Genomic DNA, 24,222 nt, shown 5'->3' on the forward strand with positions numbered 1-24,222 from the left:
TCCGAAGCCTTCTTCACAGGAAGCGCAGCGGCGCATCGGTCGCCGCTTGCAGTTGGGTCGCCGTCAGGCCTGGGACCATATCCCGAACGATGAAAACGCCGTCTGCGACTTCCAGCGTCGCGAGGTCGGTGTAGACGCGCTTCACGCATCCCAGCCCCGTCAGAGGCAGCGTGCAAGAGCGCAGCAGCCGCGATTGCCCTTCGCGCGTCTGGTGCTCCATCAGCACATACACCTGCTTCGCGCCGACGGCCAGGTCCATGGCACCGCCGACGGCTGCCGCCACGCCCGGCTGGCCCAGCGACCAGTTGGCCAGGTCACCGCTGGCGGAGACCTGGTAGCCGCCGAGCACGCAATAGTCGAGGTGGCCACCGCGCATCATCGCGAAGGAGTCGGCGTGGTGAAAGTAGGCACCGCCCGATTCGAGGGCGACCGGCTGCTTGGCCGCGTTCACGACGTCGGGATCGGCGGCTTCGCCGTCCGCCAGCGCGCGCATGCCCAGGATGCCGTTCTCGCTGTGCACGATGATTTCCTGCTCGGCATTCCAGTAGGGCAGCACCAGCACCGGCATGCCGATTCCGAGATTGACGGTCGAGCCATCGGGGATGTCGCGTGCCACGCACTGCGCCATTTGTTCGCGTGTTCGGCGAGTCGTCATGCGGCCTTCCTTTCGGTGATGGAGGCACTGTTCAGCACGACCACGCGCTGTACGAAGATCGAAGGCGTCACGATGTGCTCCGGATCCAGTTCGCCCAGCGCTACAGCGTGAGCCACCTGGACAATGGCCGTGCGCGCCGCAGTGCACATGGGCGGCCCGAAGTTGCGACCTGCCTTGCGGTACACCAGGTTGCCCCAGCGGTCTGCGGCTTGCGCTTTCACGAGAGCGAAATCTCCGTGCAACGGCGCCTCGAACACATAGCCGCGCCCGTCGATGACCCGGGTTTCCTTGCCCTCGGCCAGTGCCGTGCCATAGCCGGTCGGGGTAAAGAAGCCACCGAGACCTGCGCCCGCCGCGTGGAGACGCTCGGCCAGCGTTCCCTGCGGCACGCATTCGTACTCCAGCGCGTTGCGCGCATAGGCCTCTTCGAAGGCCATGGCCTCGGAGCCGCGCGGAAACGAGGCGATCAGACGGCGCACTCGGCCGAGGCGGATCAGTCGCGCCAGCCCTTCGTCGCCGCTGCCGCTGTTGTTGCAGACCACGGTCAGGTCGCGTGCACCCTGGGCCGCGAGCGCATTCAGCAGTTCGATCGGCTGGCCGGCGAGGCCGAAGCCGCTCACGAGCACCGTGGCGCCATCGAAGATGTCAGCCACCGCCTCTTCAGCGGTTGGAACGAATTTGTCGGTCATGAAGATTGTGCGACGTCGAGCGTCAGAGTGCGTTCGCAAGGATGGCCGTGGCCTGGCTGGACAAGACGCCGCCATTGCCGTGCACCATGACCACTTCGGCATCGGGCACCTGGCGATCGCCGGCTTCGCGACGCAGCTGCGCCACCGCCTCGATGACCAGGAAGATGCTGTACATGCCCGGATGCGTGCAGGACAGGCCCCCGCCATTCGTGTTCATCGGGAAGCTGCCGCCCGGCGCGACGCGGCCACCTTCGACGAAAGCGCCGCCTTCACCCTTCTTGCAGAAGCCCAGGTCCTCGAGAAACAGGATCGGATTGATGGTGAAGGCGTCGTAGCACTCGAGCACGTCGATGTCTTTGGGCGACAGCCCCGCCTGCGCATAGGCCACGCGGCCCGATTCGAGCGCCGGCGTCACGGTCAGGTCTTCCATGCACGAGATCTGTCGATGCCAGTGCGCATGGCCGCAACCCAGCACATAGATCGGCTTGGCGTGCAGGGACTTGGCGCGTTCGGACGAAGTGACGACGAAGGCGCCGGCGCCATCGGTCACCAGGCAGCAGTCGCGCACCGTGAGCGGATCCGAGATCATCTTGGCACCCAGTACGTCGTCGATGCTCAACGGACCGCGGGCGAATGCATCGGGATTGCGCTGAGCCCATTGCCGTGCAGCCACGGCCACTTCGGCCAGCTGGCGCCGCGTGGTGCCGAATTCGTGCATGTGCCGGGYCGCCGCCAGCGCGTAGCTGGACACCGGATTGAACGGCTTGTACGGATGCTCGTAGGGCTGCGGGTCGAGCGCGGCCCGCATCTGGTTCTGCTGCGAGCTGCTGGGAATGCTGCGCGGCGTGCTGCCGTAGCAGACAAGGACGTTCTCGCACTCGCCAGCCTCGATGGCCATCGCCGCGACCCGAAGATCCGCGATGAAGGAGGAGCCGCCGAACATGGTGCTGTCCGAGAAGCGAGGCCGGATGCCGAGGTATTCGGCCATCCGCATCACCCACCAGGGCGAAGTCAGGCTCGAGGTGATGATCCCGTCGATGTCAGACATGCGCAGCTGGCTGCCGGTGACCGCTTGGCTGGCCGCTTGCGCAATGATTTCCTGCTCGGTGCGTCCACCCGCATGGCCGAGACCCGCCAGACCGGTGCCGAGGATGGCGATGTCGCCGCGTTTCATGCCAGATCCTCCAGCGGTGTGAAGACCAGCAGAGGCGCGGCTTCCAGCATGTCGATTCGTGCCTGGACGGGCATGCCGATGCGGACCGCATCGGGTGTGATCCCGACGACGCGGCTCATCAGGCGCGGACCCTCGGCGAGGTCGATGAGGCAGACGGTGTAGTCGCCTTCGGTGCGCCGCACCACGGTGGTCGAATACACGGTGCCGCGCCCACTCGGGACCGCCCAGCTCAGGGCTTCTGAGCCGCAATACGGGCAGACCACCCGTGGAAAGAAGTGATGGCGTCCGCAGGTGTCGCACTGCGGAATCTCGAACCGACCTTCGGCGAGCGCGCCGAAGTAGCGGGCGTCGGCGCCGAGCGCTTCGGCTTGCTTCGCCGTTACGCCGGGTTCGGTCGCATTGCCAGCCATGAGGATTAGTCCTCGACCTTGACACCAGTCGTGCGAACCAGGTCACGCCATTTCGTGAGCTCGCTCTCGACGAACTTGCGTGTCTGCCCAAGATCCCTCGGCGCCATCGGCTCGCTGGATTGCTTCTTGAGACTCTCGACCATCTCCGGTGATTGCATGATCTTCGCGGTCGCGGCATTGATCTTTTGCAGGACCTCAGGAGGCGTACCGGCCGGCGCGAACAACCCGAGCCAGGTGTAGACATCGAAGTCCGCGAAGCCGGATTCTTTGAGCGTCGGCACGTTCGGGAACAGCGGACTGCGCTGCGCACTCGTGACCGCGATGGGCTTGAGCTTTCCCGCGTTGAGGAACGTGGCGATCGTGACGGAATCCTGCACGGCCACCTGGATCTGTCCGCTGACGGTGTCGGCCACGGCAGGCGCAGCGCCGCGGTAGGGGACATGGACGAAGGGCGCGCCGCTGACCTTGCGCAGCAGCTCGCCAGCCAAGTGGGTGGAACCGCCCGCGCCTGATGTGGCATAAGGCACGCTGGGTTCCTTGCGCGCCCAGGCCAGGAATTCCGGGACGGTGCTGGCCTTGACCGAGGGATTGACCACGATCATGTTGGGCGTCTGCACGAGCGCTGCCAGCGGCACCAGGTCCTTCAGCGGGTCGTAGTTGACCTTGGGCCGCGTGAACGGCGCGATCACATAGCCGGTGGCGGTCACCAGCAGCGTGTAGCCGTCGGCCGGGCGATGGGCGACGTATTCGGTTCCCACCTGGCCGGCGGCGCCGGCCTTGTTGTCGACGATGAAGGGCTGGTTGAAAGTCGCCGTCAGCTCCTTGGCCAGCAGTCGAGTGACGATGTCCGTCATTCCGCCGGGCGGATAGGCCACCACGATCGTCACGGGCTTCGTCGGCCAGGCGGGAGACTGTGCGAACGCGGCGCCCGGAATCAGGAAGGAGGGCAACAGGCACAGCGCGACACAGGCGCGTCGCTGCGACGAGAAATTGAACATTCTGTCTCCTTCGGCCTCTGGCAGGAGGCGATTGATGAGACGGTCAGCAGCAAGGCTTCCGTCCTCCGCCGATGATCAGCAGGAGTGGAAGAAGTCTAGGGATGGGGATGTTTCGAGGCCATCCGAATGATTCGAACGACGGATTCGCGGAATCTCAGCACCCGGCGCGGGTTTACCCTATTGTTTGCTGGGTTTCATCGCGCGTCGACGCGGCCTGCGGATCATCGAGCAGGAACTGAATGAAGGCCTGGGTGAAGCCCGGCAGCCTCGCGTCCTCTCGAACGACCAGCTTGAGTTCCCTCAGGCTCCAGTCCTCTGCCAATGGCACCATCGACAGACCCTTCGACAGTCCCGTCGCCAGAACCACGCTCCGCGGTACCAGCGCGATGCCCACGCCCAACTCCACGAGCGCCAGGACCGCATCGAAACTGTGGGCGTGGAGGCGCGCTCGCAAAGGCCGTCCCAGTTTCTGCGCCATGTCGCGCAGGAACAGGAAGTTGCTGCTGGAGCGACTCATGCAGACGAAATCGAAGTCAAGCGCATGCCCCAGCTTGATCTCTGGCAATGCTGCGATGGAATGGTCGGGTGCCGACACGATCACCAGACGGTCCAGCGCATACCGATGCACGAGCAGGCCTTCCGCCGACGTCGGTCCGGCGAAGATGCCGATGTCGGCCTCTCGCGCCAGAACGGCCGCCGGGATGGTCTCGCTCTGGCGTTCTTCGACCTCGGCGTCGACATCGGGGTTGAGCACCAGGAAGCGTCCCAGGCTCTGCGTGACGAAGCCGTTGAGGGCGCTGCTGTTGGCCGACAATCTCACGTGTCCCTTGAGTCCGGCGGTGTAGCGGCCGACGTCGCCGTGCATCCGCTCGACGCCCTCGAAGAGTTCCCGCACGTGTCGAAGTGCGGCCTCGCCTGCCAAGGTCAGTTCCATACCGCGAGCCGTCCGGGTGAACATCGGCGTTCCCATGGCATGTTCGAAATTCTTGAGCCGGTAGCTGGCGGAGGACGCCGTGATGTGGACCTGGGCGGCGCCCAACGAGAGATTTCTCGCCTGCGCAATCGCCATGAACAGCCGCAGGTCCGTCAATTCATATCGCATTCGCTATGTTAACTGGCGTCCTTGTCTGCGCCTTTGTCTCGGGCCTGCGTCTGGCGGGCCGGCTTGATCTGCTCGTTGCCGCGTCCCTGGCGTGATGCGGAGGATCGAAATCCAGCGGCCTTCAGCTATGCCATCGAGAAGGGTGGGTCAGGAGGTTCCTGCGCGATCGACGGGAACCGCCGCAGCTGTGTCATTTCATGCCGCGTTCGTTGTCGAACCTGGCGCGAGGGGAACCTCAGACAGTCGGCCAGCTAGATGCGCCCATCAATCGAAGTTCAGCAGCACTTTCATCGCCTGCGAGCGATCGGCCGCCAGCGCGAAGGCGCGCGCCGAATCGCGGTACGAGAGCGTGGCCGAGATCAGCGGCTTGACGTCGACCAGCCCCTTGTTGAGCAGCTCCACGGCCACCGCGAACTCCTCGTGAAAGCGGAAAGCGCCACGCAGGTCGAACTCCTTGGCGACGATGGTGTTGATCGGCAACTGGACCTCGCCGCCGGCCAGGCCCAGCTGCACGATGATGCCGCGCGGGCGCAGCGCGTCGAAGGCGCCGACCAGCGCACGCGGGTTGCCGCTGGCCTCCAGCAGCACGTCGAAGCTGCCCTTGTCGGCCGAGAACCGCTTGAGGCCATCGGGCTCCTCGGCGACGTTGATCACCTCGTCGGCCCCGACCTTCAAGGCCTTGTCGAGCGTGAGTGCGCCGACATCGGTGGCCACGATGTGGGCCGCGCCGGCCCGGCGTGCGGCGATGATCGCCAGCGCGCCGATCGGCCCGCAACCCGTGATCAGTACGCGCTTGCCGAGCAGCGGGCCGGCGCGGCGCACCGCGTGCAGCGCCACCGACAGCGGCTCGGCCATCGAGCCCTCGCCGTCGCTGATCGAATCCGCCAGCTTGTAGGCCTGGTGCGTCTCGACCACGATCTGCTGGCGGAAGGCACCCTGCACGTGCGGGTTGCGCATCGCGCTGCCGTAGTAGCGCATGTCCAGGCAATGGTTCTGCAGACCCTGCTGGCAGAAGCGGCACAGGCCGCAGGGCCGGCTCGGGCTGATCGCGATGCGCTCGCCGGGCTGGAAGCCGGCGACGCCGTCGCCCACCGCCTCGATCACGCCGGCCACCTCGTGGCCCAGCACCATCGGCTGCTGGATGCGCACGGTGCCGAAGCCGCCATGCTGGTAGTAGTGCAGGTCGGAGCCGCAGATGCCGCCGCAGCGCACCCGCACCTGCAGCTGGCCGGGGCCGAGCGCGGCGGTTTCGATCTCTTCGACCCGCAGGTCGCCCGGTGCGTGAATGACAAGTGCTTGCATGATCTTTCTCAGAGAGTTGCAGTCACGCCGCCATCCACGTAGAGGATGTGGCCGTTGACGAAGTTTGACGCATCGCTCGACAGGAACACGGCGGCGCCGACCAGATCTTCCACGTCGCCCCAGCGGCGCGAGGGCGTGCGCCCGACCAGCCACCGGGTGAACTCCTCGTTTTGAACCAGCGCTTCGGTCAGCTCGGTCTTGAAGTAGCCGGGCCCGAGGCCATTGACCTGGATGCCGTGCTGGCCCCAGTCGATGGCCATGCCCTTGGTGAGCATCTTCACCGCGCCCTTGCTGGCCGTGTAGGGCGCGATGCCCGGTCGGCCCAGTTCGCTCTGGACCGAGCAGATGTTGACGATCTTCCCGCGCTTGCGCCCGATCATGTGGCGCGCCACGGCCTGGCCCACCAGGAAGACGCTGTCGACATTGGTCTTCATGAGTTCGTGCCAGTCGGCTTCGGCAAACTGGTCGAGCGGTGCCCGGCGCTGCATGCCGGCGTTGTTGACCAGGATGTCGATGGGGCCGACTTCGGCTTCGATGCGCGCCACCGCGGCGGTCACGGCATCGCCGGAGGTCACGTCGAAGGGAGCGGTCAGCACCTGCAGGCCCTCGCCGCGCAGCAGCTCGGCGGCGGCTTCGAGCTTGACGGCGTTGCGAGCGTTCAGGATCACGCGTGCACCGGCGCCGGCGAGGCCGCGCGCCAGGGCGAAGCCGATGCCGGCACTGGAGCCGGTGATGAGTGCGGTGCGGCCGGTGAGGTCGAAGCGTTTGAGGATGGCGTTCAAGGTGGAGGCCCCAGGTTCAGGAGAGAGCAGAAGAGTAAGGCGAAATGGCCAGCCAGTGCAGCACGGATTCGCACTGCATTGCCACCGGTTCGGTCGCCTCCCCCGCAGTGCAGTCGAGCGCGGTGGCGATGGCTCTGGCCGCGGTCGTCTTGCCGCAGCCGGAGACGCCCATGACCAGCAGCTTGACGTTCATTGCGGGCGGGCAGCCAGCACCTCGGGATTGACCGGCGTCGGCGGCTTGCCCGCTTGCGGCCCGGCGCCCAGTGCGGCGATCAGGTTGTCGATGGTGAGCGACGCCATGGCGCGCCGCGTCTGGATCGACGCGCTGCCGATGTGCGGCGTCAGGACGACGTTCGGCAAACCAAGCAGTGCAGGATGGACCCTGGGTTCGCCCTCGAACACATCGAGGCCCGCCGCAGCGATCGTGCCGGCCCGGAGCGCGGATGCGAGCGCCGCGTCGTCGACGATGCCGCCGCGCGCGATGTTCGTCAGTGTCGCCGTCGGCTTCATCTGTTTCAGCTCTTCGGCGCCGATCGCGTGGTGGGACGAAGCGGCGTAGCGCAGCACCAGCACGAGATGGTCGGCCTCGCGCAGCAAGGTCGCCTTGTCGACGTAGCGAGCGCCGCTTCCGGCTTCGGCCTCGGCAGTCAACCGTGAACGGTTGTGGTAGATCACCCGCATGCCGAAGCCGAGCGCGCCGCGGCGTGCGACGGCGCGGCCGATGCGGCCCATGCCCAGGATGCCGAGCGTTGCGCCGTGCACGTCGCTGCCCGCGAACAGGTCGAAGATGCCGGTCTTGGTCCAGTCGCCCTGGCGCACGAAGCGCTCCGACTCGCCGATGCGTCGGGCCGCGGCCATCATCAGCGCGAAGCCGAAGTCGGCCGTCGTCTCGGTGAGCACATCGGGTGTGTTGGTGACCAGCACGCCGCGCGAGGTGCAGGCCTCGACGTCCACGTTGTTGTAGCCCACGCCGACGTTGCACACGGCCTTGACCGTGGGACAGGCGTCGAGCAGGGCGGCGTCGATGCGTTCGCTGCCGTGGCTCATCACGCCTTGCTTGCCTCGCAGGCGCCGTTGGAGCTCGTCCGGCGCCCAGAGGGCGTCGTCGGGGTTGTCTTCGACGTCGAAGTGTTCGCGCAGACGCTGCGCGATGTCGGGGAAGGTGGCGCGGGTGATGAGGACGGATGGCGTCATTGTTGTCTCTGCCTTCTTCGATCGAGGGAGCGCGGGTCAGTTGGGGCAGCGTGCTTCGAGGGCATCGAGGAAGCTGCGGTCCCAGCGGCCTTCCTTCATGGCACGAATCGTCTCCGCTTCGGTCGCCAGGTGCGCCCGGGCTTTCTCGATGAGCCATTCGGCATCGTTCGGCGAGAACGCCATCAGCCCGTCCTGGTCGCCGACCACGACGTCGCCGGGGTTCACCAGCATGCCGCCCACCGACACCGGGACGTTGATCTCCCCGGGCCCGTCCTTGTACGGCCCGCGATGGTTCACGCCGCGTGCATAGACCGGAAAGTCGCGCGCGCGGATCTCGGCCACGTCCCGGATGGCGCCATCGAGCACGACCCCCGCGGTGCCGATGGTGGCGGCGTAGAAGGACAGGATGCCGCCGATGACGGCGTTCGCCAGATCGCCGTCGGCGTCGATCACGATCACGTCGCCGGGCCGGCAGAACTCGAAGGCGCGCAGCAGCGTCAGGTTGTCCCCGCCGCGCGACTTGATCGTGACGGCGGTGCCGGCCATCGTCCCGGGCCCGGGGCGGTGATAGGGGTTCAGCCCGACGCTGCCGATGTTGCGGTGCATGTTGTCGCTCAGCGCGGCGACCGGGATGTCGCGCAGCGCGGCGATGTGGGCCGGGTTCACTGGCGGCGCGGACGGGTTCTTGCGGATGCCCTTGAATTGCATGGGAGTCTCCAGTTCGATGGTGGGGTTCGAGGCGGCCGGCCGCTGCTCAACGCAGTTCGGCGACCGCGCGCGCGATGCGCGCACAGCCTTCTTCGAGGATGTCGATCGAGGTCGCGATGGAGAGCCGGAAGTAGGGCGAGAGGCCGTAGGCGGTGCCCGCGACCATCGCGACGCCCTCGCTTTCCAGCAGGTACATCACGACGTCGCCGTCCTCGGAAAGGACCTTGCCGGCGGGCGTGGTCTTGCCGATCAGGCCGCCGCAGTTGACGTAGAGATAGAAGGCGCCGGGCGGCGTGGCGCAGCCCAGGCCGGGGATGGCGTTGATCAGGGCCAGGGTGCGGTCGCGGCGCTGCTTGTAGACGGCGACGCTCTCGGCGACGAAGGACTGGTCGCCGTTCATCGCGGCCGCGGCGGCGGCCTGGCTGATCGAGCAGCAGTTGCCGGTGGATTGCGACAGCAGCGTGTCCATGGCGCGGATCATGTCCGCCGGCCCGGCCGCGTAGCCGATGCGCCAGCCGGTCATCGCATAGGTCTTCGAGACGCCGTTGACGACCAGCGTGCGATCCCGCAGCTCGGGCGCCACGGCGAGGATGTGCGTCGTCTTCTGGCCGTCGAAGCGGATGTGCTCGTAGATGTCGTCGGTCATCACCATGACCTGCGGGTGGCGTGCCAGCACGTCCGCGAGGGCCCGGTATTCGTCGGCGGTGTAGGCGGCGCCGGTCGGGTTGCTCGGCGAATTGATGAGCAGCCAGCGGGTGCGCGGTGTGATGGACGCCTCGAGCTGCGCGGGGGTGAGCTTGAAGCCGTCGACCTCGGGACAGGCGACGATCACCGGCTTGCCGTCGCAGGCCAGCACCATGTCGGGGTAGGACACCCAGTAGGGCGCGGGCACGATGACCTCGTCGCCCGGCTCCAGCGTGATCGCGAAGGCGTTGTAGATGGCGCTCTTGGCGCCGCTGGTGGCGATGATCTCGTTCATCGCATAGCCGAGGCCGTTCTCTCGCTGCAGCTTGCCGACGATCGCTTCGCGCAACTCGACGGTTCCGGCCATCAGGGTGTAGCGAGTGGCGCCCTTGTCCATCGCCGCCGCGGCGGCCTGGCGAATGTGCAAGGGGGTGTCGAAGTCGGGCTCGCCGACGACGAGGTTGACGATGGACTTGCCCTGGCGGCGCAGCTCGTTGGCGCGGTCGGCGGCGGAGGTGCTGGGCGAAGGCTTGATGCGGCGGACGCGCTCGGCGATGCGGGAGGTGGTCATGGCTTCCTGGGGTGGGATGGCAGGACCGTACGGTACGCAGATCGCTCTCCCGAGGCCAAGACGAGATCGCTCTGGTCGTATAGGTAGAGCTTATGGAAGGACCTGATGGCCCGTCCCCGGGCCGGGTGCTGAACGGAGGGAATTACATCTGTCGGGTAGGAAGAAGGTCTGTCGGAGATGGCCTCTATTCTGAGCCTTGTTACAAATCAGTCTTTGGGGCCATCGATCTTGGTAGTCGCGGCGAGACAGCTGATGGGCGACCAGGTCGAGCCGTGGCGCAAATTCATCGCGACCAACGTAACGCGTTGGACGAAAGTCGGATCCGAATTCGCTGCCTGCGAGGAAGTCGGCAACCTCGGATGCCAGAAATTTTATTGCGCTCCTCGCACGATTCATGGAAAAGCTCGTCCGAACAAGCGAAGATCATCCGGGGAGCGTGTCAATCGCTGCCCTGACCAACATCGAGGCTGGCGACCCGTTCATTCAATTTCTCAGAATTTGTCGCCGGCATCGACTTTGGACCCCTGACCATCCTCGAAACCCGAGTGCGCTCAAATCGATGACGCCGTTCGCGTTCAACGACAAGATCTCCTTTGCGTTCGCCACCCAAGCCGCACTCGCATGCTTGTTACCCGACGCATCCGTCGAACCTGTCGGAGAACTGCTCGACGGAATTCGCCGCCCCCGGCGCACGCCGTTTTGCTGGCTCCGCGCGCCGGATCTTGATAAAGAATCAGACGGCTCGGATTGGTATGGGACAGATGTCGAGGAGAACAGTTAAGTGCACCGCATGCTTGCACGGCCATCGCGCCGTCCCTTGTCCGAAGTGCGATTTCGGTCGATTCGTTCGAAGCCATATCGATGTGAGACGTTGAGTACATGCGTCGACGCGCGTGCAGCGTGCATGCCAACGGACTCGATCAACCCTGCTGCCGGTTTCTAAGACACCTTGTTCAGGTGGTAGGTGACTCCGGCAGCAGCCCAGGCTCCTGATAGCAACCTCGACACTGGCGCGTTGCTGGCCACAGGAACCTGAAGGCCACGGGCGCAGACCTTGTCCGCCCACCCCACCGCTCGGTCGCAGTCTCCGCCTCGATACAAACTCTTACCTCGATCAGCTTTCCATGAGACGATGCGTCCTAGGTCGAAGCGGCTATCGCTACCAAGTTCACACCCTTGCCGACGTAATTGGCGCCTAGGTCAATGCCTGCCGGGCAGCGATCGATGGAACATTCTGGGTCAAAGGTCCATTCATTGGGAAAAAAATGAGCGAAACAGAAGAACTGGTGCGCGTGCGGTCTGTGAAGGTTTCGGGCCTTTTTGGGCTGTACGTTCACGTGGTCACACTGAAAGATGATCGGGTCACAATCATTCACGGCCCGAATGGAGTCGGAAAAACTGTTTTTTTAAAACTCACGCACGCTTTTATTTCCGGGCGTTACGCTGAATTCGCGAAGGTTCGCTTCGACACATTTGAGGTGCTTTTCAGCGACGGCAGTGTGGCGGAGCTGATTTCAATGCGGTCTCAGGAAAAAAATACCGCCGACTCAATTACTGTGAAATTTACAGACTCCAAAGGGGAGTCGACACAGTCGGATCTGCAGGGCGAGGCATTAAATATTCACAAGCACGCAATCAATGTCGCAGAGAATTTGCCTTACCTCACTCAGGTTGGTCCAGAAGAATTTATAGACCGCACCACCGACGAAGTATTGACCGCAGAGGCGGTCATTGAGCGCTACGGTGACGCCAGTCCGAGAAGTCGGGCAAAACTGACCTCTAAGGAGCCGAAGGGTCTTCGCGCTCTGAGGGGTCGTATCAAGTCTCATTTCATTGAGGCGCAGCGCTTAATTCGAGTTTCCTCGGCAAGTGGCCAAGACTGGCGCTACAGATCAGGTGCAACTCGAATGACAGAAACGGTCCGGGCATACTCAGAAGATCTGAAGAAGCAAGTGGACTCCACTCTCGCGGACTATGCAAAGCAATCTCAAAAACTAGATCAGAGCTTTCCTCAGCGACTCATCGAAGGCAGTGTTCAGCCCTTCCCTCTTGATATGCTGAAAAGGGAAATGCAACGCGTTGAGACATCTCGCACTCGTCTTCGTTTGATCGGTTTGCTCGATCGCGGAGAAGAAGCGCAAAATCCATATCCGCTGCAAATCGCTCAGCTTGATAATCTCGATCCAACACAAATTTCGGTCATGTCAGTATATGCGCGCGACACCGTAATGAAGCTGGAGGTTCTAGAAGGACTAGCCTCTCGGGTCGAGTTGCTACTGAACATCTTAAACAAGAAATTCACAAACAAAAAGGTTGGAATTTCGCGGGAGTCCGGGCTAATTGTCAAAGGACCTGACAATCAGAAGATTGCAATTAATGCGCTATCTTCTGGAGAGCAACATGAAATTGTTCTTCTCTATGACTTGTTGTTTAAAACAACTCCCAATACGTTGGTTCTCATCGACGAACCTGAGCTTTCACTCCATGTTAGCTGGCAACGGAGCTTTCTTGATGACTTGCTCGAAGTCATTAAACTTGCTCGTTTTGACGTGTTACTTGCAACGCATTCCCCATACATCGTTGGAGATCGATCTGACCTGATGGCGGTGCTTTCTTCCGCAAGCCAGGTAGAGGCAGACTTCCAATGAGCGGATCGCTATTCACAAATAAAACCCCAGGAGTTGTAGTTGCCGAAATTGAAATGCTGAGAGCAGCAAGACAAACGACTGGATTTATTGTCGAGGGTCACGATGACTCTCGTTTTTGGAAGGCGAGGACCGCAGACCCACAGGTCACAATCGTAGATTGCGAAGGAAAACAAAATCTCATTGACGTCGCCCGTCACGCATCAGAGTCTGGAAAAAACTACGTCGTCGGCGTTTACGACGCTGACTTCGACCATCTCGAAGGAATTCATCACTACTCTGATTTGCTCGCAATCACGGATGAAAATGACCTCGAGACGACATTACTCAGAAGCCCATGCCTAAACAAGGTTCTCGCCCATTTTGCAGATCCTGAAAAGGTTGCAGAATTTGAAAATGCCAATAAAACTACTGTCATCGACTATATCGAGAAAATAGCTCGAAAGTTTGGTGAGCTAAGATTTCTCAATCATCAAAATAGTTTTGGCGTTAATTTCGATTTCCTCTCTCCCTATCGATTTGTGGATGCCCACGATTGGCAATTCAACTTGGCAGAATTGCACCATCAATTCATGCAGCTTTCAGGAATTTCACGATCCGATCTTGAGATTCACTTGGCTGCACTGAGCAAGCATGGAAAGTGGATTTTAGTTCAAGGGCATGATTGCGTAAGAATTTTGACACAAGGGATGAAGAACGTCTTGGCAAAACGCCAAAGCACTGAAGCAGATGTGACTCGCTTGCTAGCGCTCGCATTCGATGATGCTCAACTTGCAGCAACTCGCATGTACGCCGATCTAGCGCGGATCGAAGGGAGAATTGGGGTAAAACTGCTAAAAATGTAGCGGGCTACGGCGCGACAATTTTGCATGGCTTGCTGGGAAGATTTCCAGCTTCGCGCGCTAGTTTTCGACTTCAGTCGCTGAAGGGGGGCGCCCGCAGGGGAGATCATTTGCCTTGGCTCGCTCCGCGAACCGCGGTACTGGCGGCCAATTCCGGAAGGGTTCCCCGAGAAAAGCGACCAGCGCGACGTTCGCCACGATGCACCTTGGCGCGGAACCGCGCGGCCAGAGCATTCAGGGCTGCGATGCCGCCGCTGCGGCGCGTACGGTCTGCATCGTGCGCTACCCCAAGCAGCACGCGGACCACAGCGGTCTCTGCGATGCCGATGAACTCGATAGCGTTGTCTACGTTGAGCTTGACGAGCCTTGGCGAAGAGCTCGAGGGGATCTTTGATGTCGTACTTCTGGTCGAGCCGTCAGGCTTTGGGAAGTACATGAACCGAAGACACTCGACGAACGGCAGCCCAGCGTCGGGGTCCAGTGAGGTGGCTCTTTGCTAGACCGAGCGCACTCGGAGATCGTCAAGAAACTCCGATGCCGTTGGCTTGCCCCAATGCACTTCATAAAGTCGCTCTCCAATGGCCTGCATGGAATGCACCTCAAGCCGGTCCCCGAGCCGCGGCTCGTTGCTGATCAACCGCCTGAGCTTGGTCGCCAGCGCGCTCGCCAAGGTATTGGAGAAGGTCGTCAGCAGCACGCGGCTGTCGGGGTGCGCTCGCGCCAGGAACACCGCCCGGTGCAAGGCGACGATGGTCTTTCCCGTACCTGCCGAGCCGGAGACGCGCGCAGGACCGTTGTAGTCGCGCTCGACCCATTGGCGCTGCGCCGGATGCAGAAAGGTCGTCCACTTCTCCCATGGATAGTTGAGGGCACGCTCCAGTTCGTCGATGTCCTTGACCACGCGAAAGCGCCGCTGCGCGTCCGGGTGACTGAAGGGGTCGGCGCCCGTGAGCGCGGCAGCAATTGGCTTCGGCACCCCGCCCGTGGCGAGTTCCAGCAAGGCCTCTGCAGCCTCGGCGGGCAAGTGGTCGGCGAGGGCTAGCAAGCTGTCTTCATCCGCCTTTCTCACGTCCGCGAGCCATTCCGCAGGAACGCCGTAGGCCAACAGTTCCTCATGAGTCCTGTCTGCAAAGAGCAGCGGCCTTTGCTTTGGCGGCTTGCCTGGCGAAGAAGCCGATGGCGCTTCGACCGGCCGACGAATCACAATGTCCTCCACACGCTCGCGAATCTCGACCCATTGCGCGGCGCCCGTCTTCGGGTGGACTTCCAGCTTCCTTCGCTCGGCCCATTGATAGGCCTTGTCGTGGTGATCGACATAGCAAAGCAAGAAACTGTTCGCCGTCTTGTGCACGATCAGGCGTATGTCGCTGCTGACGCGTACCGACCAAAAGTTCTTGTCCTTCGACTGCTCGATTCTGTGCAGGCTCATTCCCGGGTGAGCGGGATTGAGCTGCAGGTCGAATGCGGTGGTCTTGACGGCCTTCTGCTCGTCGCCCGTGAGCTTGGCCAGGCTGTCAGTGAAAGTGTCGGCTATGCGAAAGTCCATGGAGGCGGCTCCCGCTACTCGACCTTGAAGACTTTCATGACCTCATCGCCCAGATGATTGATCACCTTCACCGCGATGCGGCCGGACTTCGGTTTGGCGAAAGGCCGTGACGTGTCGCTGTTCAACGGGGCCCAGGCGTCTTCGTCGATCACGGATTTCAGCGTCGTCTTGAGTGACTTGTATGGGTCGTTGGCGCCCAGGAAATACGCGTGACGAACGAAGAAGCTTTCTTCGTTGTAGAGTACCGCGACGATGAGGAAGATGGGACCGAGACCTTCAAGTTCTACGCGCAGCTGGCGGTGAACAACCAATCCGCGGACACCGTGTACATCGTGGATGAGGCCTCGATGGTTTCCGACGTCTACCAGGAGGCAGAGTTCTTCCGGTTTGGCTCCGGCTTCCTGCTGGGGGACTTCCTCAAGTTCGTGAACCTGGATCACAACGATCACACCAAGAAGGTCAAGGTTGCTTGCGCCGGGATGCTGAACATCGATGCGGACCGCGACGCGGACGACATTCATTGGCTTACTGGTGGGACCAGTGGTCCTGACCCATCACGCGCCCCACCGCGGCTCGCTCGCGCCTTGGTACGCGCCAGATTGGATCTCCGCTGGCTTCGTCAGCGAGCTGCCCGACGAGTTCTTTGCCGTTCCTGTGCTCTGGGTTCACGGTCAGCCGCGCAAACCAGGTCATACGGCCGCTACTACCTGACGGTGAGTGCGGCGCACGTGCCTGTTGGAAGGGGCAATTGCCCTGGGAGAACCATGAAAATGAGTCCGCGCTGAATTCGGCGAAGCAGAGGAGAACCTCCAGTCATGCGCAAGAAGAGAGCAACACCGGATAACGTCGCGAAGTCGCGCGGCGATGGACGACCCGTGCGAAAGGACATGGCTGCAGCGCCGCGCGGGCAGGGAGGCAGTGAGATGGAGGCCTTGATCGCCCGGGCCGAGGCACTGCGCGAAGCATGCCGCCTCATCATGCGAGAGACGGTCTTCGAGGACGGGGCCTCACGCGAGGCTACTTTCGAGCCCCTGACGCTGAGGCTGTTCGCCGCGGCCTCCGAACTGGAGTGCAAATCCCTGCAGGAGGTGGTGGATCTGATCGAGCCGCAGCGTCCCGTGGCGACCCGAGCCGGACTTGAACGGCGGGCGATCGAAGCCGTCATGGTGGGCACCCAGTGGCGGACCGCGGCCGAGATCAGGCAACTCGTCAATCCGAAGGCCGTCAGTTCGCGCTTGACGGTGAGCCGTTGGCAGGCGGACGGTCGCATCTTCGGCATCAACCATCGAGGCAGGAAGCTATATCCCGCCTACGCCTTTGATGCGACCTGGCAGCCCCTGCCGGGAGTCCAAGCGATCCTGAGCGTCCTAACCGGTTATTCGCCTTTCAGGATTGCGGCCTGGTTCGAATCCACCAATTCGGCTTTGAACGGCAGGCGTCCGCGGCTAGTCATAGGAAGAGATCCTGATGCGGTCCTCGCGGCCGCCAAGTCCCACTTGGTGGGTCCGATCCATGGCTAGAGCTGCGGTCCGGCCGGCACGTCTTGACTCCGTCTTGATCCGCAGCTTCTTGAACCTATGCGTCCTCTCAACGGCGAGCCGCTCTTCCACACCGCGGCCTCGCCATCGTCGTAGGGTGAGAACTCGGCGATGCGGGTGTCGACAAGGCTGTTGATGTTCAGACGGATGTACGACAGCAGCTCATCGACGCTCAGCGTGCGCCCGCCGACGACTGGCATGGCACTCACCGTAAATCGGGTAGTAGTCGAGGTTGATGTCGCCGTTGGCAGGCGATGAGGCCATCACTCCACTGGCCGTTGCGTTCGAAGTCGCTGTTCTGCTCATCCAGCCATTGCTTGTGCTCTTCGTTTGAATTCCTGGCGCCGCCGCGTCGATTGCGCCTGGCCATTGTGTGCGAAACGACTAAGGCGTCCGCTCCCGTTCGGCCCTATGCTTAGTGGCGATTCCAACTCCATTGTCAATGGTGCCACTTCATGTCAGCCAGGAAGGGACCGAGAGCGCAAAGCCGGGAGCCACTGGTCAGGTATGGCTCGATAGACGTGTGGGATCTCAGCGTCTTTGCGATTGCGAAAGGCAGGGCGACTGCACAGCGATCGCGCCTTGGAGGCATACATTTGACCATGCGAGGCAGGTTTTCAGAGGCACTGATCGGCATCTCGGACTTTTACATTCAGGTCAGCGGCACCCCCGGTGCCCAGGCTGAGAGTGCTGAAACGCATACCGTCGGATATGTGATTGCTGTAAAGCCCATGATTCAAGCAGTTGTTGACCTCATGGAGAGCGAGTTTCGAGCGGTGCTGGCGATGGCAGAGGCGCAAAGGCTAGCCACGTGTCGCATCTGTTTTGACAAACCTCTCTACGGAAAGGCGCCGATCCATTCCGTCTCGTTCAGTACCCGCAATGACCCGGATGACATGTGATCAAGGGCACGCACGAAGCTCGCCGGGCGCCGGCGAGGCGTTTCCCAGTTTCTCTCAACCTGCCTTAGACTCCGCCGCGGCTCGAATGTAGTTCCGGGCACCATCGACAGGCGCCAGTCGAAGTCGCCGAGCGTGGGCCGTCCATCGAGGCGTGATTGCTTGTTCAGGCACGCTTCGAGCTGCACACGCTGAAGTTCATCGCCGACGGCGCCAACGCACTGATTATCGGCAAGCCGGGCACCGGGAAGTCGCATGTGGCCAAGGCAGTCACCTACCAAGCGATCCTACAAGGCCATGATGTTCGCTATGTCGAGGCGGACAGCGAGTTCGCCCACTTCGCGTTGGCAACCCCAAAGGAGCAGACGACGATGATGCGCGCGTACGTCGAATCCGATGTGCTTGTCCTCGACGACCACTTCCTTGCACGGCGAATCTCAGACACCGCCGCCGAGTTGCTCCAGACGGTCGTGCATCAGCGCTACAAGCGCCGCGGCAGCATCGTCGTGACCTCCAATCGCGTCGTGCAGGACTGGGGCAAGTACCTTGGCGACGCGACCATGGAACCACCATCCTCGATCGATTGATGCACCGCTCAGTGATGCTCGAGTTCGAAGGCAAGAGCTACCGGCTAAAGGAAGCCGCTGCACGACTGGCCATCGCGGTCGAAGCCTGACCGATCAATAATGCAATCCCCGTCTCCTGCCTGGAGGAATTTAGGTGTCTACAGGTGGGGGAGTTTGAAGTGTCGTTTGGGGTCCAGACGTTTCGGCCGTAGCATGCTGCGAGTTGAAACAATGTCGCTCCACCCATCAAATTTCACGCGCGCAAAAAATAGTCCGTTGGAGTTTTTCCGTCTCGGCCGCGCGCGGAGCGCTCATGGGCCGCGTTAGCCGCATTCTGATTATCAGCGATCAGCATCTTGTCGTCGTCGACTGCGACGATTACTAAATAGATGTGGTCAGGCCCAGGCGGTGTTGGATCGATGCTAAATGCAACACCAACATCGCCCGGTTGCTGTTTTCCCACAATAATCCGTTTCCACCCGCGTTTCTCGATTGTTGTTGCGAGTTTGCCGGCGCCAATAGTCATCGGAACATCAATGCCAGACTGTCTAAGCAGCGCGCTAAGATGGGCCGCACAGGCGTTGGTTGGATAGTCGTGCACTGCGGCCTTCGCCTCGACTCTGGCCGCCGCAATACCGATTTCCGTGTTACCGTGTTCAATTAGAGTTTGTATGTGTGCTGCATCATCGCTCGAATCGCTTGAGACTCCCACGAACCGTGACGCGTTGAATTGCCCGCTCGAACTGGGTCGTGCAACATCGAAGCGTTGAGATGTGTCGCTCAAGAAACCGGAACTGACATAGCCATCAATGGCTGCGTCGCCTTGGAGGTCGATCGAAGTCCATGAACCCGTAGACCCAATGACATGGACGGCAGTTCCGTACGGAAGCACTGAGCGGATCTCAAAATCGGTTCCTGGACCGGCTCGAAGCCGTAGCCCGGAGCGCGCGTTCACATATTTCACCGCGTCAATTTCTTCCACAGATTTTGGCGGGAGCGGTAGAACAAAGTCGCCAATGTCCTTCCCCGGGCCTCCGGTATCTGGATCGCAATCAACGCCGGCGATTGTTGCCTGAGGATGCTGAAGCATGTCCCACTTACCCGAGTCCAGGAACTTCTGACGATCGGTCCAGCCGGCCGGGTTTGCTAGCCAAGTTTTTTGCACCAACCCGGCGTCTAAAAGGGCCTGACAAACAGCGCCACTTCCATAACAGCCGATCACATAGTACCTATCTGCACTCGGCTCGGAAAATGCTTGGACTATTCCTCTGAAATACGGAATAACATTCTTGTTTATTTCGTCTTTGCTCTTTCTAGTGTCCGCGTCAACATCGACGCCGAAGTAAATTGTGGTGCCTTCGGGCTGTTCTATAGTGTGATGCGCATAAATTCGAGCATATACAGCATCTTTTTGACCTACATCGAAGTTGAAATAGCTAATCTGATCGCCATGGGCTGCCTCGAAAACAATACACAACCTGAAACCTGCCGCCGTCAGCGCGAGCGCCTCGCTCCGGTGCAGTCGCTTCCCTGCTGAGGGCTTGGAGTCACGAGAATAGTAGCGTATAACCGTCTCCACTCCGGCCTGACGCATTGCAGTAGCATATTTGTCGCACGGAAAAGAGACATCGATTATTTTAAACATCAAGGTCTTTCAATATTCAAAGCGCAGTCACGATTTTCTAAGAAATCGGGGACGCTATATATACGCGTCGCAGTGTGACGAGCGTGTTCGTGGCAAATGAACGGTAATAAATGTAGATAGGGAGTGGATCGTCAAGGGTCGCCGAAAATCATGCTCCGAGGCATCCCTAACTCTATGGTTGACTTCCGCATCGCCTCAGTGTAGAGAACGACGCGACGATCAGTCGGAGAAAGGATTGCATATCTATCTACAAAGCGGTCGAGTGGGCGCGGAAGTAGACCGCATGCGCTGTCTTGCGGTGAGCTGCGCACATCTTTGTGAAGAATTGGGCCAGAGCACGATTCCTAGGCTGAAAATAAATCACAGCTTTGAGCGCCCTCCTCAATTGTGAGGAGACAGCCACGCATGTGGCCGACCGTTGCTCGCATGGACCCGCATGTTCCTATTAAAAATCAAGTACTTGCGACCGCTAGCGTATGTAATACGCGAAAGGCATATGCCGGAAGTCTTTATTGCAAGACTAAGATAAAAGACGTACAACCCGGGCGCTGGAGGTGCGGTCATGACTCTCGTTTACAGCGACCCAACTGTGAAGATCGGATTGCATGCGATTCTCATTGGAGTAAGTGCATACAAACATCTTATTGATGGCACAGATGAGAAGCAACGAAACTTCGGCCTGAAACAGCTCAGTGCTCCGGCGCGCACGGTGAAATTAATTGGCGATTGGCTTCAGGAAAATTCAAATCGCCTAAGTGCGCCTTTGAAATCGCTTCGGATTCTGGCATCCGCTTCGCCGATCGAGCTAACTGTCGATCCGGACATCGGCAAGTTGGAAGGCGCCTCTTTGAAGTGCGTACAAGAGTCGCTCAAAGCGTGGCAACAGGACGCATCTCAAAATGCCGATGACGTCAGCCTTTTTTATTTTGCGGGCCACGGTATTCAGCGTACTCGAGGAGATTCTTTGCTGCTGTTGGATGATTTTCTCGGCGGCGCGACTGACCTTGATCGTGCGATAGATGTGAATAATATCTATAACGGTATGGGCAATTTCGCCAGCTGTCCGAATTTAGCTAGAACACAGCTTTACTTCATCGATGCCTGCCGCAGCGACATTGCGGAACTAAGTGAGTTTGAGCGACAGGAGGCAGCCGCCGTATTCAGGGTTGAAGCTGGCGGTTCAGATGAGCGCAACGCGCCAATTTTTTCGGCTGCCGCGCCCGGGAAAGAGACATTTGGTCGTCCAGGTGATCGAACCCTGTTCGGTGAAGATTTTCTCAAATGTCTTAATGGTGCGGCGGGTGATCGCATAGCTGGAATGCCGGTTGGAAAAGAATGGGTTGTGACGATGGGGACTCTCTATGAGGCGCTCGCGAAACTGATAGTGTCGTTCAACGCCGTCGCAGGAATGCAGGTGCGCTCTCTATATCTAGACAAAAGCACTGCAAACACCCCGTCTTGGACTCTGTGCTTTTTGAAAGGAGCTCCCATGGTTCCTTGCTTGCTGCGAGTTAACCCGCCAGCAGCAGCTTCGTTCGCCTCCATTTGCTTCGACCCCCCCAACGCGAAACTTAACTCTATTCCCGCACCTCTAGACAATCCATTTAAGTGCGAAAAAGCGGCAGGCTTTTACAATATCGAAGCGTTATTGCCAAACGATAAAAAACCACCATGGCGCGATCATGAAAGAGAAGTTGTCGAAGTTCGAGCGCCATTTTTTCAGCACGCGATTAATCTGGATTAAGGCATCATGTCGTCCGCATCCGATCTTTTTCAAAAATTCACCGCAGCGGCGAATGCTGCTGTGGAGATCAGGCAGCCTGACTCTACGTTAGTCTGCAGAACGACTCTCTCGGCGATTAGTGACGTCGCATCAAGGCTCGATGCCGGCGACTATTTCGCAACGGTAAATCTGCCGCAGGGCAATCGTTTGACGCGACACGTAAGCGTGTCTTCCCAGGGATTTGAGCCCCAGGGAATTTTTGATCACGTTCGCTCATCGTTCGATTCACTGCCAAATCGGGAAACATCCTTTAGCACGTTTTCCTCTAGGCTGACCCCGCTCGCTGCCAAATCCAGTATTGCTGGATTGGAGTCGATGGGGCGGACAGGTAATGCTGTAAACAAGCCCCCACTATACGGTCGAGTCTTTACGCGAGAAGGTCAAAGCTTCGAATTAAATAAAGAACATTTTCGGACGAAAAATTCTTCGGAAATAGAAATATGGAATGCGGAAACTGAGGTTATAGTATTTCAGGTTTTGAGGATCGGATGGCCTGCTTTAAATATTTTGTTGCCTTCCGGGGTGAAAGTTTTGCTCGCCGCCCCGAGCGGTCAGAATGGCCTCGATTTTCAGGTGCGATTCGACGTTGAACTCGTCGATAGTTTGCTCGAACTCCGAAGCGAGGGTAGTTTGGCGGCTATTGTGACAGTTGCCAAAGCTATTAAATCGGACAGTATATTGGAACTTGCCAATCAAAATCTTACAGCGGCGGTGAGCCTCTGTTATATGGTCGTTCGATGGGGCGAAATGCAAGAGGCGCAAGAGGCAGTCGACACTCTTGGCAAATTGCATCCTAGTAAGCCAGACTTGTGGGTGTTAAGAGGGGAGGTGGCCGCGCGTGCGGGTTTTCACGCAAAAGCTCTTGAATGTTTTCTCCATTGTCGGAGCATCGGATTGCCAGCGGCAACGCTTGGACTAACTTCACTTGTAGATCGTTTGAGATTCTACGCAGCTTCATTTGCTGACGCTCAAGAGATCGCATTCGATACTGAAATGCAACGAGCGACTGTGCGGACGCTTGAGGGCGTACAACCCTTTGCATCACGTTGCAATTTTGAAATGATCTTGACCAATTATCCTGGTCTCGATGTTAACTCTCCAAATGCCAAAGATCGAGTGTCCGAGTCGACGCTAGACAGCGCCGACGGCAGTGTTAGATTGACCTAATAGGAGTAAGAAATGGCAGCAGAAAATGTGGTTACACAAGAGCAGATTGACGCGCTGGCTGCGGCAATCAAAGAAAACGTCCAGATTCAAGGCGGCGGAACCGATAAATTCTGTGCGGCTTGGCCAGATGCGAAGATGGCCCTTTCGGCGCTTCAGGGGATTCTTGCATTGGTTCCGGGAGTCAGTGCCTTCGCCGCCCCGGCTATTGGGGTGGTAATTGCCGCGGGCACCGCTGCATCGAATTCGATTTGCCCAAAAAAATAGCGTTTAAGGAGAGTAATGCCGACCCCGGGAAAATCGCTTTTAGGTTTTTTGGCGGAATCAAAGGGAATTGACTATCTGCAGCGGATTTGTGTGCCGGCTCCCGGTGCGGACGCGGATTCCCTTGCAATAGAATGGAGGAAGGCAGCAGCAAAGTTAGGGCAGCCTCCGGCTAATGCCGGTCTGCCAGATATTTTTCCACTTTCCGGTTCGCAGAGCGTGCGGCTAGCAGAACTCCTGCGGCAACCATGGCTACAGCGATGGACACCTTTGCTAGGCGAGGGGCAATTTAAGATGGTCGAAGTGCGTCCGCTGCTGGCGTTCCAACGGCATATCGATTGCTTCCGGGCTGATCACCATCGCTCGCCGTTCTCTGAGCCACCTAGCTTGAGCGAGTTGATGGATGCTTGCCTGCCACTTTCACCGCCGAGCGATTCATATCAGGTGGTCAAGGCCGCGAACTCAGTATTGTTCAGCGCGCGAAGCTTGAACTGGCGAAGCGTGGCTGCGGGGCTGCTAGAGCAGGATTTGGCTGGTGTAATTATCGGGCTCACGCTACCGCTAGCGCACGTGGTGGAGTACCGCGGCCGGTATTTTTTACACAACGGGTTTCATCGAGCGCTCGGCGCGGCTTCGGCCGGTGCAACCCACATACCATGCTTTGTCCGATCAGTCTCTTCTGCAGAAGCAGTCGGCATCAGCGATTCAAGCGGAACATTCTCCGAGGAGTTACTATTTTCGGAAAATCCCCCGACGCTCGCTCACTACATTGAAGACCGCGCTCACGACGTCTGCCTCCGCATATTTACTCGCTCAATCCACATCAGTTGGGCAGAATACGCTGTGCCGTTTGAATAGCAATCAGTATCGAAAGGTAAACTCAAGGAAATTTGAGTTCGCAACAGGCGATGCATCCGGTGCGGGATTACGCTTGACAAAGTCGGTTACATCAAAAGGCACGGGCCGGCTGGCCCAGACTTCTGTCCCGCCCTGATGGGTCGACGTTACGCCGTTAGAAGCTGGTGGTGGACTGACCGTCGATCGCTTTTTTTGCATCACTG

Annotated in this window: 23 protein-coding genes and 3 pseudogenes; 10 read left to right on the forward strand and 16 right to left on the reverse strand. The window is 59.9% G+C overall.

All coding sequences use genetic code 11. From position 1 onward, the window contains the following. Nucleotides 1-13: 13 nt before the first annotated feature. The 12 genes from AB4Z46_RS26380 to AB4Z46_RS26435 form a co-directional block, all read right to left on the reverse strand. A complete protein-coding gene (locus AB4Z46_RS26380; protein ID WP_442286510.1) occupies nucleotides 14-655 on the reverse strand; it encodes a 3-oxoacid CoA-transferase subunit B in 642 nt (213 codons plus the stop codon). Beyond that, complete coding sequence (locus AB4Z46_RS26385; RefSeq protein ID WP_442286511.1) at nucleotides 652-1,344, reverse strand: 3-oxoacid CoA-transferase subunit A; 693 nt, start codon at nucleotides 1,342-1,344, stop codon at nucleotides 652-654. The genes AB4Z46_RS26380 and AB4Z46_RS26385 overlap by 4 nt, the downstream gene beginning before the upstream one ends. A gap of 22 nt (nucleotides 1,345-1,366) precedes the next feature. After that, nucleotides 1,367-2,518, reverse strand: a complete 1,152-nt coding sequence (locus AB4Z46_RS26390) for a thiolase (protein WP_442286512.1) — start codon at nucleotides 2,516-2,518, stop codon at nucleotides 1,367-1,369. Then, nucleotides 2,515-2,928: a Zn-ribbon domain-containing OB-fold protein gene (locus AB4Z46_RS26395; protein ID WP_442286513.1), complete on the reverse strand. Its 414-nt coding sequence runs from the start codon at nucleotides 2,926-2,928 to the stop codon at nucleotides 2,515-2,517. Before AB4Z46_RS26395 ends, AB4Z46_RS26390 begins: the two co-directional genes overlap by 4 nt. A gap of 5 nt (nucleotides 2,929-2,933) precedes the next feature. After that, entirely contained in the window at nucleotides 2,934-3,926 is a 993-nt protein-coding gene (locus tag AB4Z46_RS26400; protein ID WP_442286514.1) for a Bug family tripartite tricarboxylate transporter substrate binding protein, read from the reverse strand. 172 nt (nucleotides 3,927-4,098) lie between these two features. Further along, a complete protein-coding gene (locus tag AB4Z46_RS26405; protein WP_442286515.1) occupies nucleotides 4,099-5,028 on the reverse strand; it encodes a LysR family transcriptional regulator in 930 nt (309 codons plus the stop codon). A 264-nt stretch (nucleotides 5,029-5,292) separates the two neighbouring features. Continuing rightward, entirely contained in the window at nucleotides 5,293-6,330 is a 1,038-nt protein-coding gene (locus AB4Z46_RS26410; protein WP_442286516.1) for an L-idonate 5-dehydrogenase, read from the reverse strand. Nucleotides 6,331-6,338: 8 nt separating this feature from the next. After that, nucleotides 6,339-7,112 carry a glucose 1-dehydrogenase gene (locus AB4Z46_RS26415; protein WP_442286517.1) on the reverse strand — a complete coding sequence of 258 codons (774 nt, stop codon included), beginning with the start codon at nucleotides 7,110-7,112 and terminating at the stop codon, nucleotides 6,339-6,341. Nucleotides 7,113-7,128: 16 nt separating this feature from the next. Continuing rightward, the gene (locus AB4Z46_RS26420) at nucleotides 7,129-7,305 is read right to left on the reverse strand and encodes an AAA family ATPase (protein ID WP_442286518.1); all 177 of its coding nucleotides are present in this window, start codon (nucleotides 7,303-7,305) and stop codon (nucleotides 7,129-7,131) included. Beyond that, nucleotides 7,302-8,306: a 2-hydroxyacid dehydrogenase gene (locus AB4Z46_RS26425; RefSeq protein WP_442286519.1), complete on the reverse strand. Its 1,005-nt coding sequence runs from the start codon at nucleotides 8,304-8,306 to the stop codon at nucleotides 7,302-7,304. The genes AB4Z46_RS26420 and AB4Z46_RS26425 overlap by 4 nt, the downstream gene beginning before the upstream one ends. Nucleotides 8,307-8,342: 36 nt before the next feature. Continuing rightward, complete coding sequence (locus AB4Z46_RS26430) at nucleotides 8,343-9,014, reverse strand: RraA family protein (RefSeq protein WP_442286520.1); 672 nt, start codon at nucleotides 9,012-9,014, stop codon at nucleotides 8,343-8,345. A gap of 46 nt (nucleotides 9,015-9,060) precedes the next feature. Then, nucleotides 9,061-10,269 carry an aspartate transaminase gene (locus AB4Z46_RS26435; protein WP_442286521.1) on the reverse strand — a complete coding sequence of 403 codons (1,209 nt, stop codon included), beginning with the start codon at nucleotides 10,267-10,269 and terminating at the stop codon, nucleotides 9,061-9,063. A gap of 394 nt (nucleotides 10,270-10,663) precedes the next feature. Between AB4Z46_RS26435 and AB4Z46_RS26440 the strand changes: the two genes are divergently transcribed. The 3 genes from AB4Z46_RS26440 to AB4Z46_RS26450 all read left to right on the forward strand — a co-directional run bounded on the left by AB4Z46_RS26440 (nucleotide 10,664) and on the right by AB4Z46_RS26450 (nucleotide 13,759). Beyond that, complete coding sequence (locus tag AB4Z46_RS26440; protein ID WP_442286522.1) at nucleotides 10,664-11,050, forward strand: hypothetical protein; 387 nt, start codon at nucleotides 10,664-10,666, stop codon at nucleotides 11,048-11,050. 484 nt (nucleotides 11,051-11,534) lie between these two features. Beyond that, complete coding sequence (locus AB4Z46_RS26445) at nucleotides 11,535-12,917, forward strand: AAA family ATPase (protein WP_442286523.1); 1,383 nt, start codon at nucleotides 11,535-11,537, stop codon at nucleotides 12,915-12,917. Then, a complete protein-coding gene (locus tag AB4Z46_RS26450; RefSeq protein ID WP_442286524.1) occupies nucleotides 12,914-13,759 on the forward strand; it encodes a DUF4435 domain-containing protein in 846 nt (281 codons plus the stop codon). Before AB4Z46_RS26445 ends, AB4Z46_RS26450 begins: the two co-directional genes overlap by 4 nt. A 538-nt stretch (nucleotides 13,760-14,297) precedes the next feature. Here the strand turns inward: AB4Z46_RS26450 and AB4Z46_RS26455 are convergent. Both AB4Z46_RS26455 and AB4Z46_RS26460 read right to left on the reverse strand, forming a co-directional pair. Further along, nucleotides 14,298-15,302: pseudogene (locus AB4Z46_RS26455) on the reverse strand (UvrD-helicase domain-containing protein); the annotation flags it as partial. Nucleotides 15,303-15,316: 14 nt separating this feature from the next. Then, a pseudogene (locus tag AB4Z46_RS26460) lies at nucleotides 15,317-15,541 on the reverse strand (hypothetical protein); the annotation flags it as partial. Nucleotides 15,542-16,117: 576 nt separating this feature from the next. On the opposite strand from AB4Z46_RS26460, the gene AB4Z46_RS26465 reads away from it, so the two are divergent. Beyond that, nucleotides 16,118-16,822 carry a hypothetical protein gene (locus AB4Z46_RS26465; RefSeq protein ID WP_442286525.1) on the forward strand — a complete coding sequence of 235 codons (705 nt, stop codon included), beginning with the start codon at nucleotides 16,118-16,120 and terminating at the stop codon, nucleotides 16,820-16,822. On the opposite strand, the gene AB4Z46_RS26470 is transcribed toward AB4Z46_RS26465, so the two are convergent. Further along, nucleotides 16,819-17,040 carry a hypothetical protein gene (locus AB4Z46_RS26470; RefSeq protein ID WP_442286526.1) on the reverse strand — a complete coding sequence of 74 codons (222 nt, stop codon included), beginning with the start codon at nucleotides 17,038-17,040 and terminating at the stop codon, nucleotides 16,819-16,821. The genes AB4Z46_RS26465 and AB4Z46_RS26470 overlap by 4 nt on opposite strands. Before the next feature lie 396 nt (nucleotides 17,041-17,436). Between AB4Z46_RS26470 and AB4Z46_RS26475 the strand changes: the two genes are divergently transcribed. Beyond that, nucleotides 17,437-17,742: a hypothetical protein gene (locus tag AB4Z46_RS26475; RefSeq protein WP_442286527.1), complete on the forward strand. Its 306-nt coding sequence runs from the start codon at nucleotides 17,437-17,439 to the stop codon at nucleotides 17,740-17,742. Nucleotides 17,743-17,906: 164 nt separating this feature from the next. After that, a pseudogene (locus AB4Z46_RS26480) lies at nucleotides 17,907-18,415 on the forward strand (ATP-binding protein); the annotation flags it as partial. A 143-nt stretch (nucleotides 18,416-18,558) separates the two neighbouring features. On the opposite strand, the gene AB4Z46_RS26485 reads toward AB4Z46_RS26480, so the two are convergent. Further along, nucleotides 18,559-19,950 (reverse strand): glycoside hydrolase domain-containing protein, encoded by a 1,392-nt coding sequence (locus AB4Z46_RS26485; RefSeq protein ID WP_442286528.1) that lies wholly within the window; start codon nucleotides 19,948-19,950, stop codon nucleotides 18,559-18,561. A gap of 562 nt (nucleotides 19,951-20,512) precedes the next feature. Between AB4Z46_RS26485 and AB4Z46_RS26490 the strand changes: the two genes are divergently transcribed. The 4 genes from AB4Z46_RS26490 to AB4Z46_RS26505 are packed head-to-tail and all read left to right on the forward strand — an operon-like array spanning nucleotide 20,513 to nucleotide 24,019. Beyond that, the gene (locus AB4Z46_RS26490) at nucleotides 20,513-21,694 is read left to right on the forward strand and encodes a caspase family protein (protein WP_442286529.1); all 1,182 of its coding nucleotides are present in this window, start codon (nucleotides 20,513-20,515) and stop codon (nucleotides 21,692-21,694) included. Between the two features lie 6 nt (nucleotides 21,695-21,700). Then, complete coding sequence (locus tag AB4Z46_RS26495) at nucleotides 21,701-22,900, forward strand: tetratricopeptide repeat protein (protein ID WP_442286551.1); 1,200 nt, start codon at nucleotides 21,701-21,703, stop codon at nucleotides 22,898-22,900. A 12-nt stretch (nucleotides 22,901-22,912) separates the two neighbouring features. Next, a complete protein-coding gene (locus tag AB4Z46_RS26500; protein WP_442286530.1) occupies nucleotides 22,913-23,164 on the forward strand; it encodes a hypothetical protein in 252 nt (83 codons plus the stop codon). Nucleotides 23,165-23,179: 15 nt separating this feature from the next. Beyond that, nucleotides 23,180-24,019 (forward strand): hypothetical protein, encoded by an 840-nt coding sequence (locus AB4Z46_RS26505; RefSeq protein WP_442286531.1) that lies wholly within the window; start codon nucleotides 23,180-23,182, stop codon nucleotides 24,017-24,019. Nucleotides 24,020-24,222: the final 203 nt, after the last annotated feature.

Origin of the sequence: Variovorax sp. M-6, assembly GCF_052114385.1 — a bacterium.
Taxonomy (GTDB): Bacteria; Pseudomonadota; Gammaproteobacteria; order Burkholderiales; family Burkholderiaceae_C; genus Variovorax.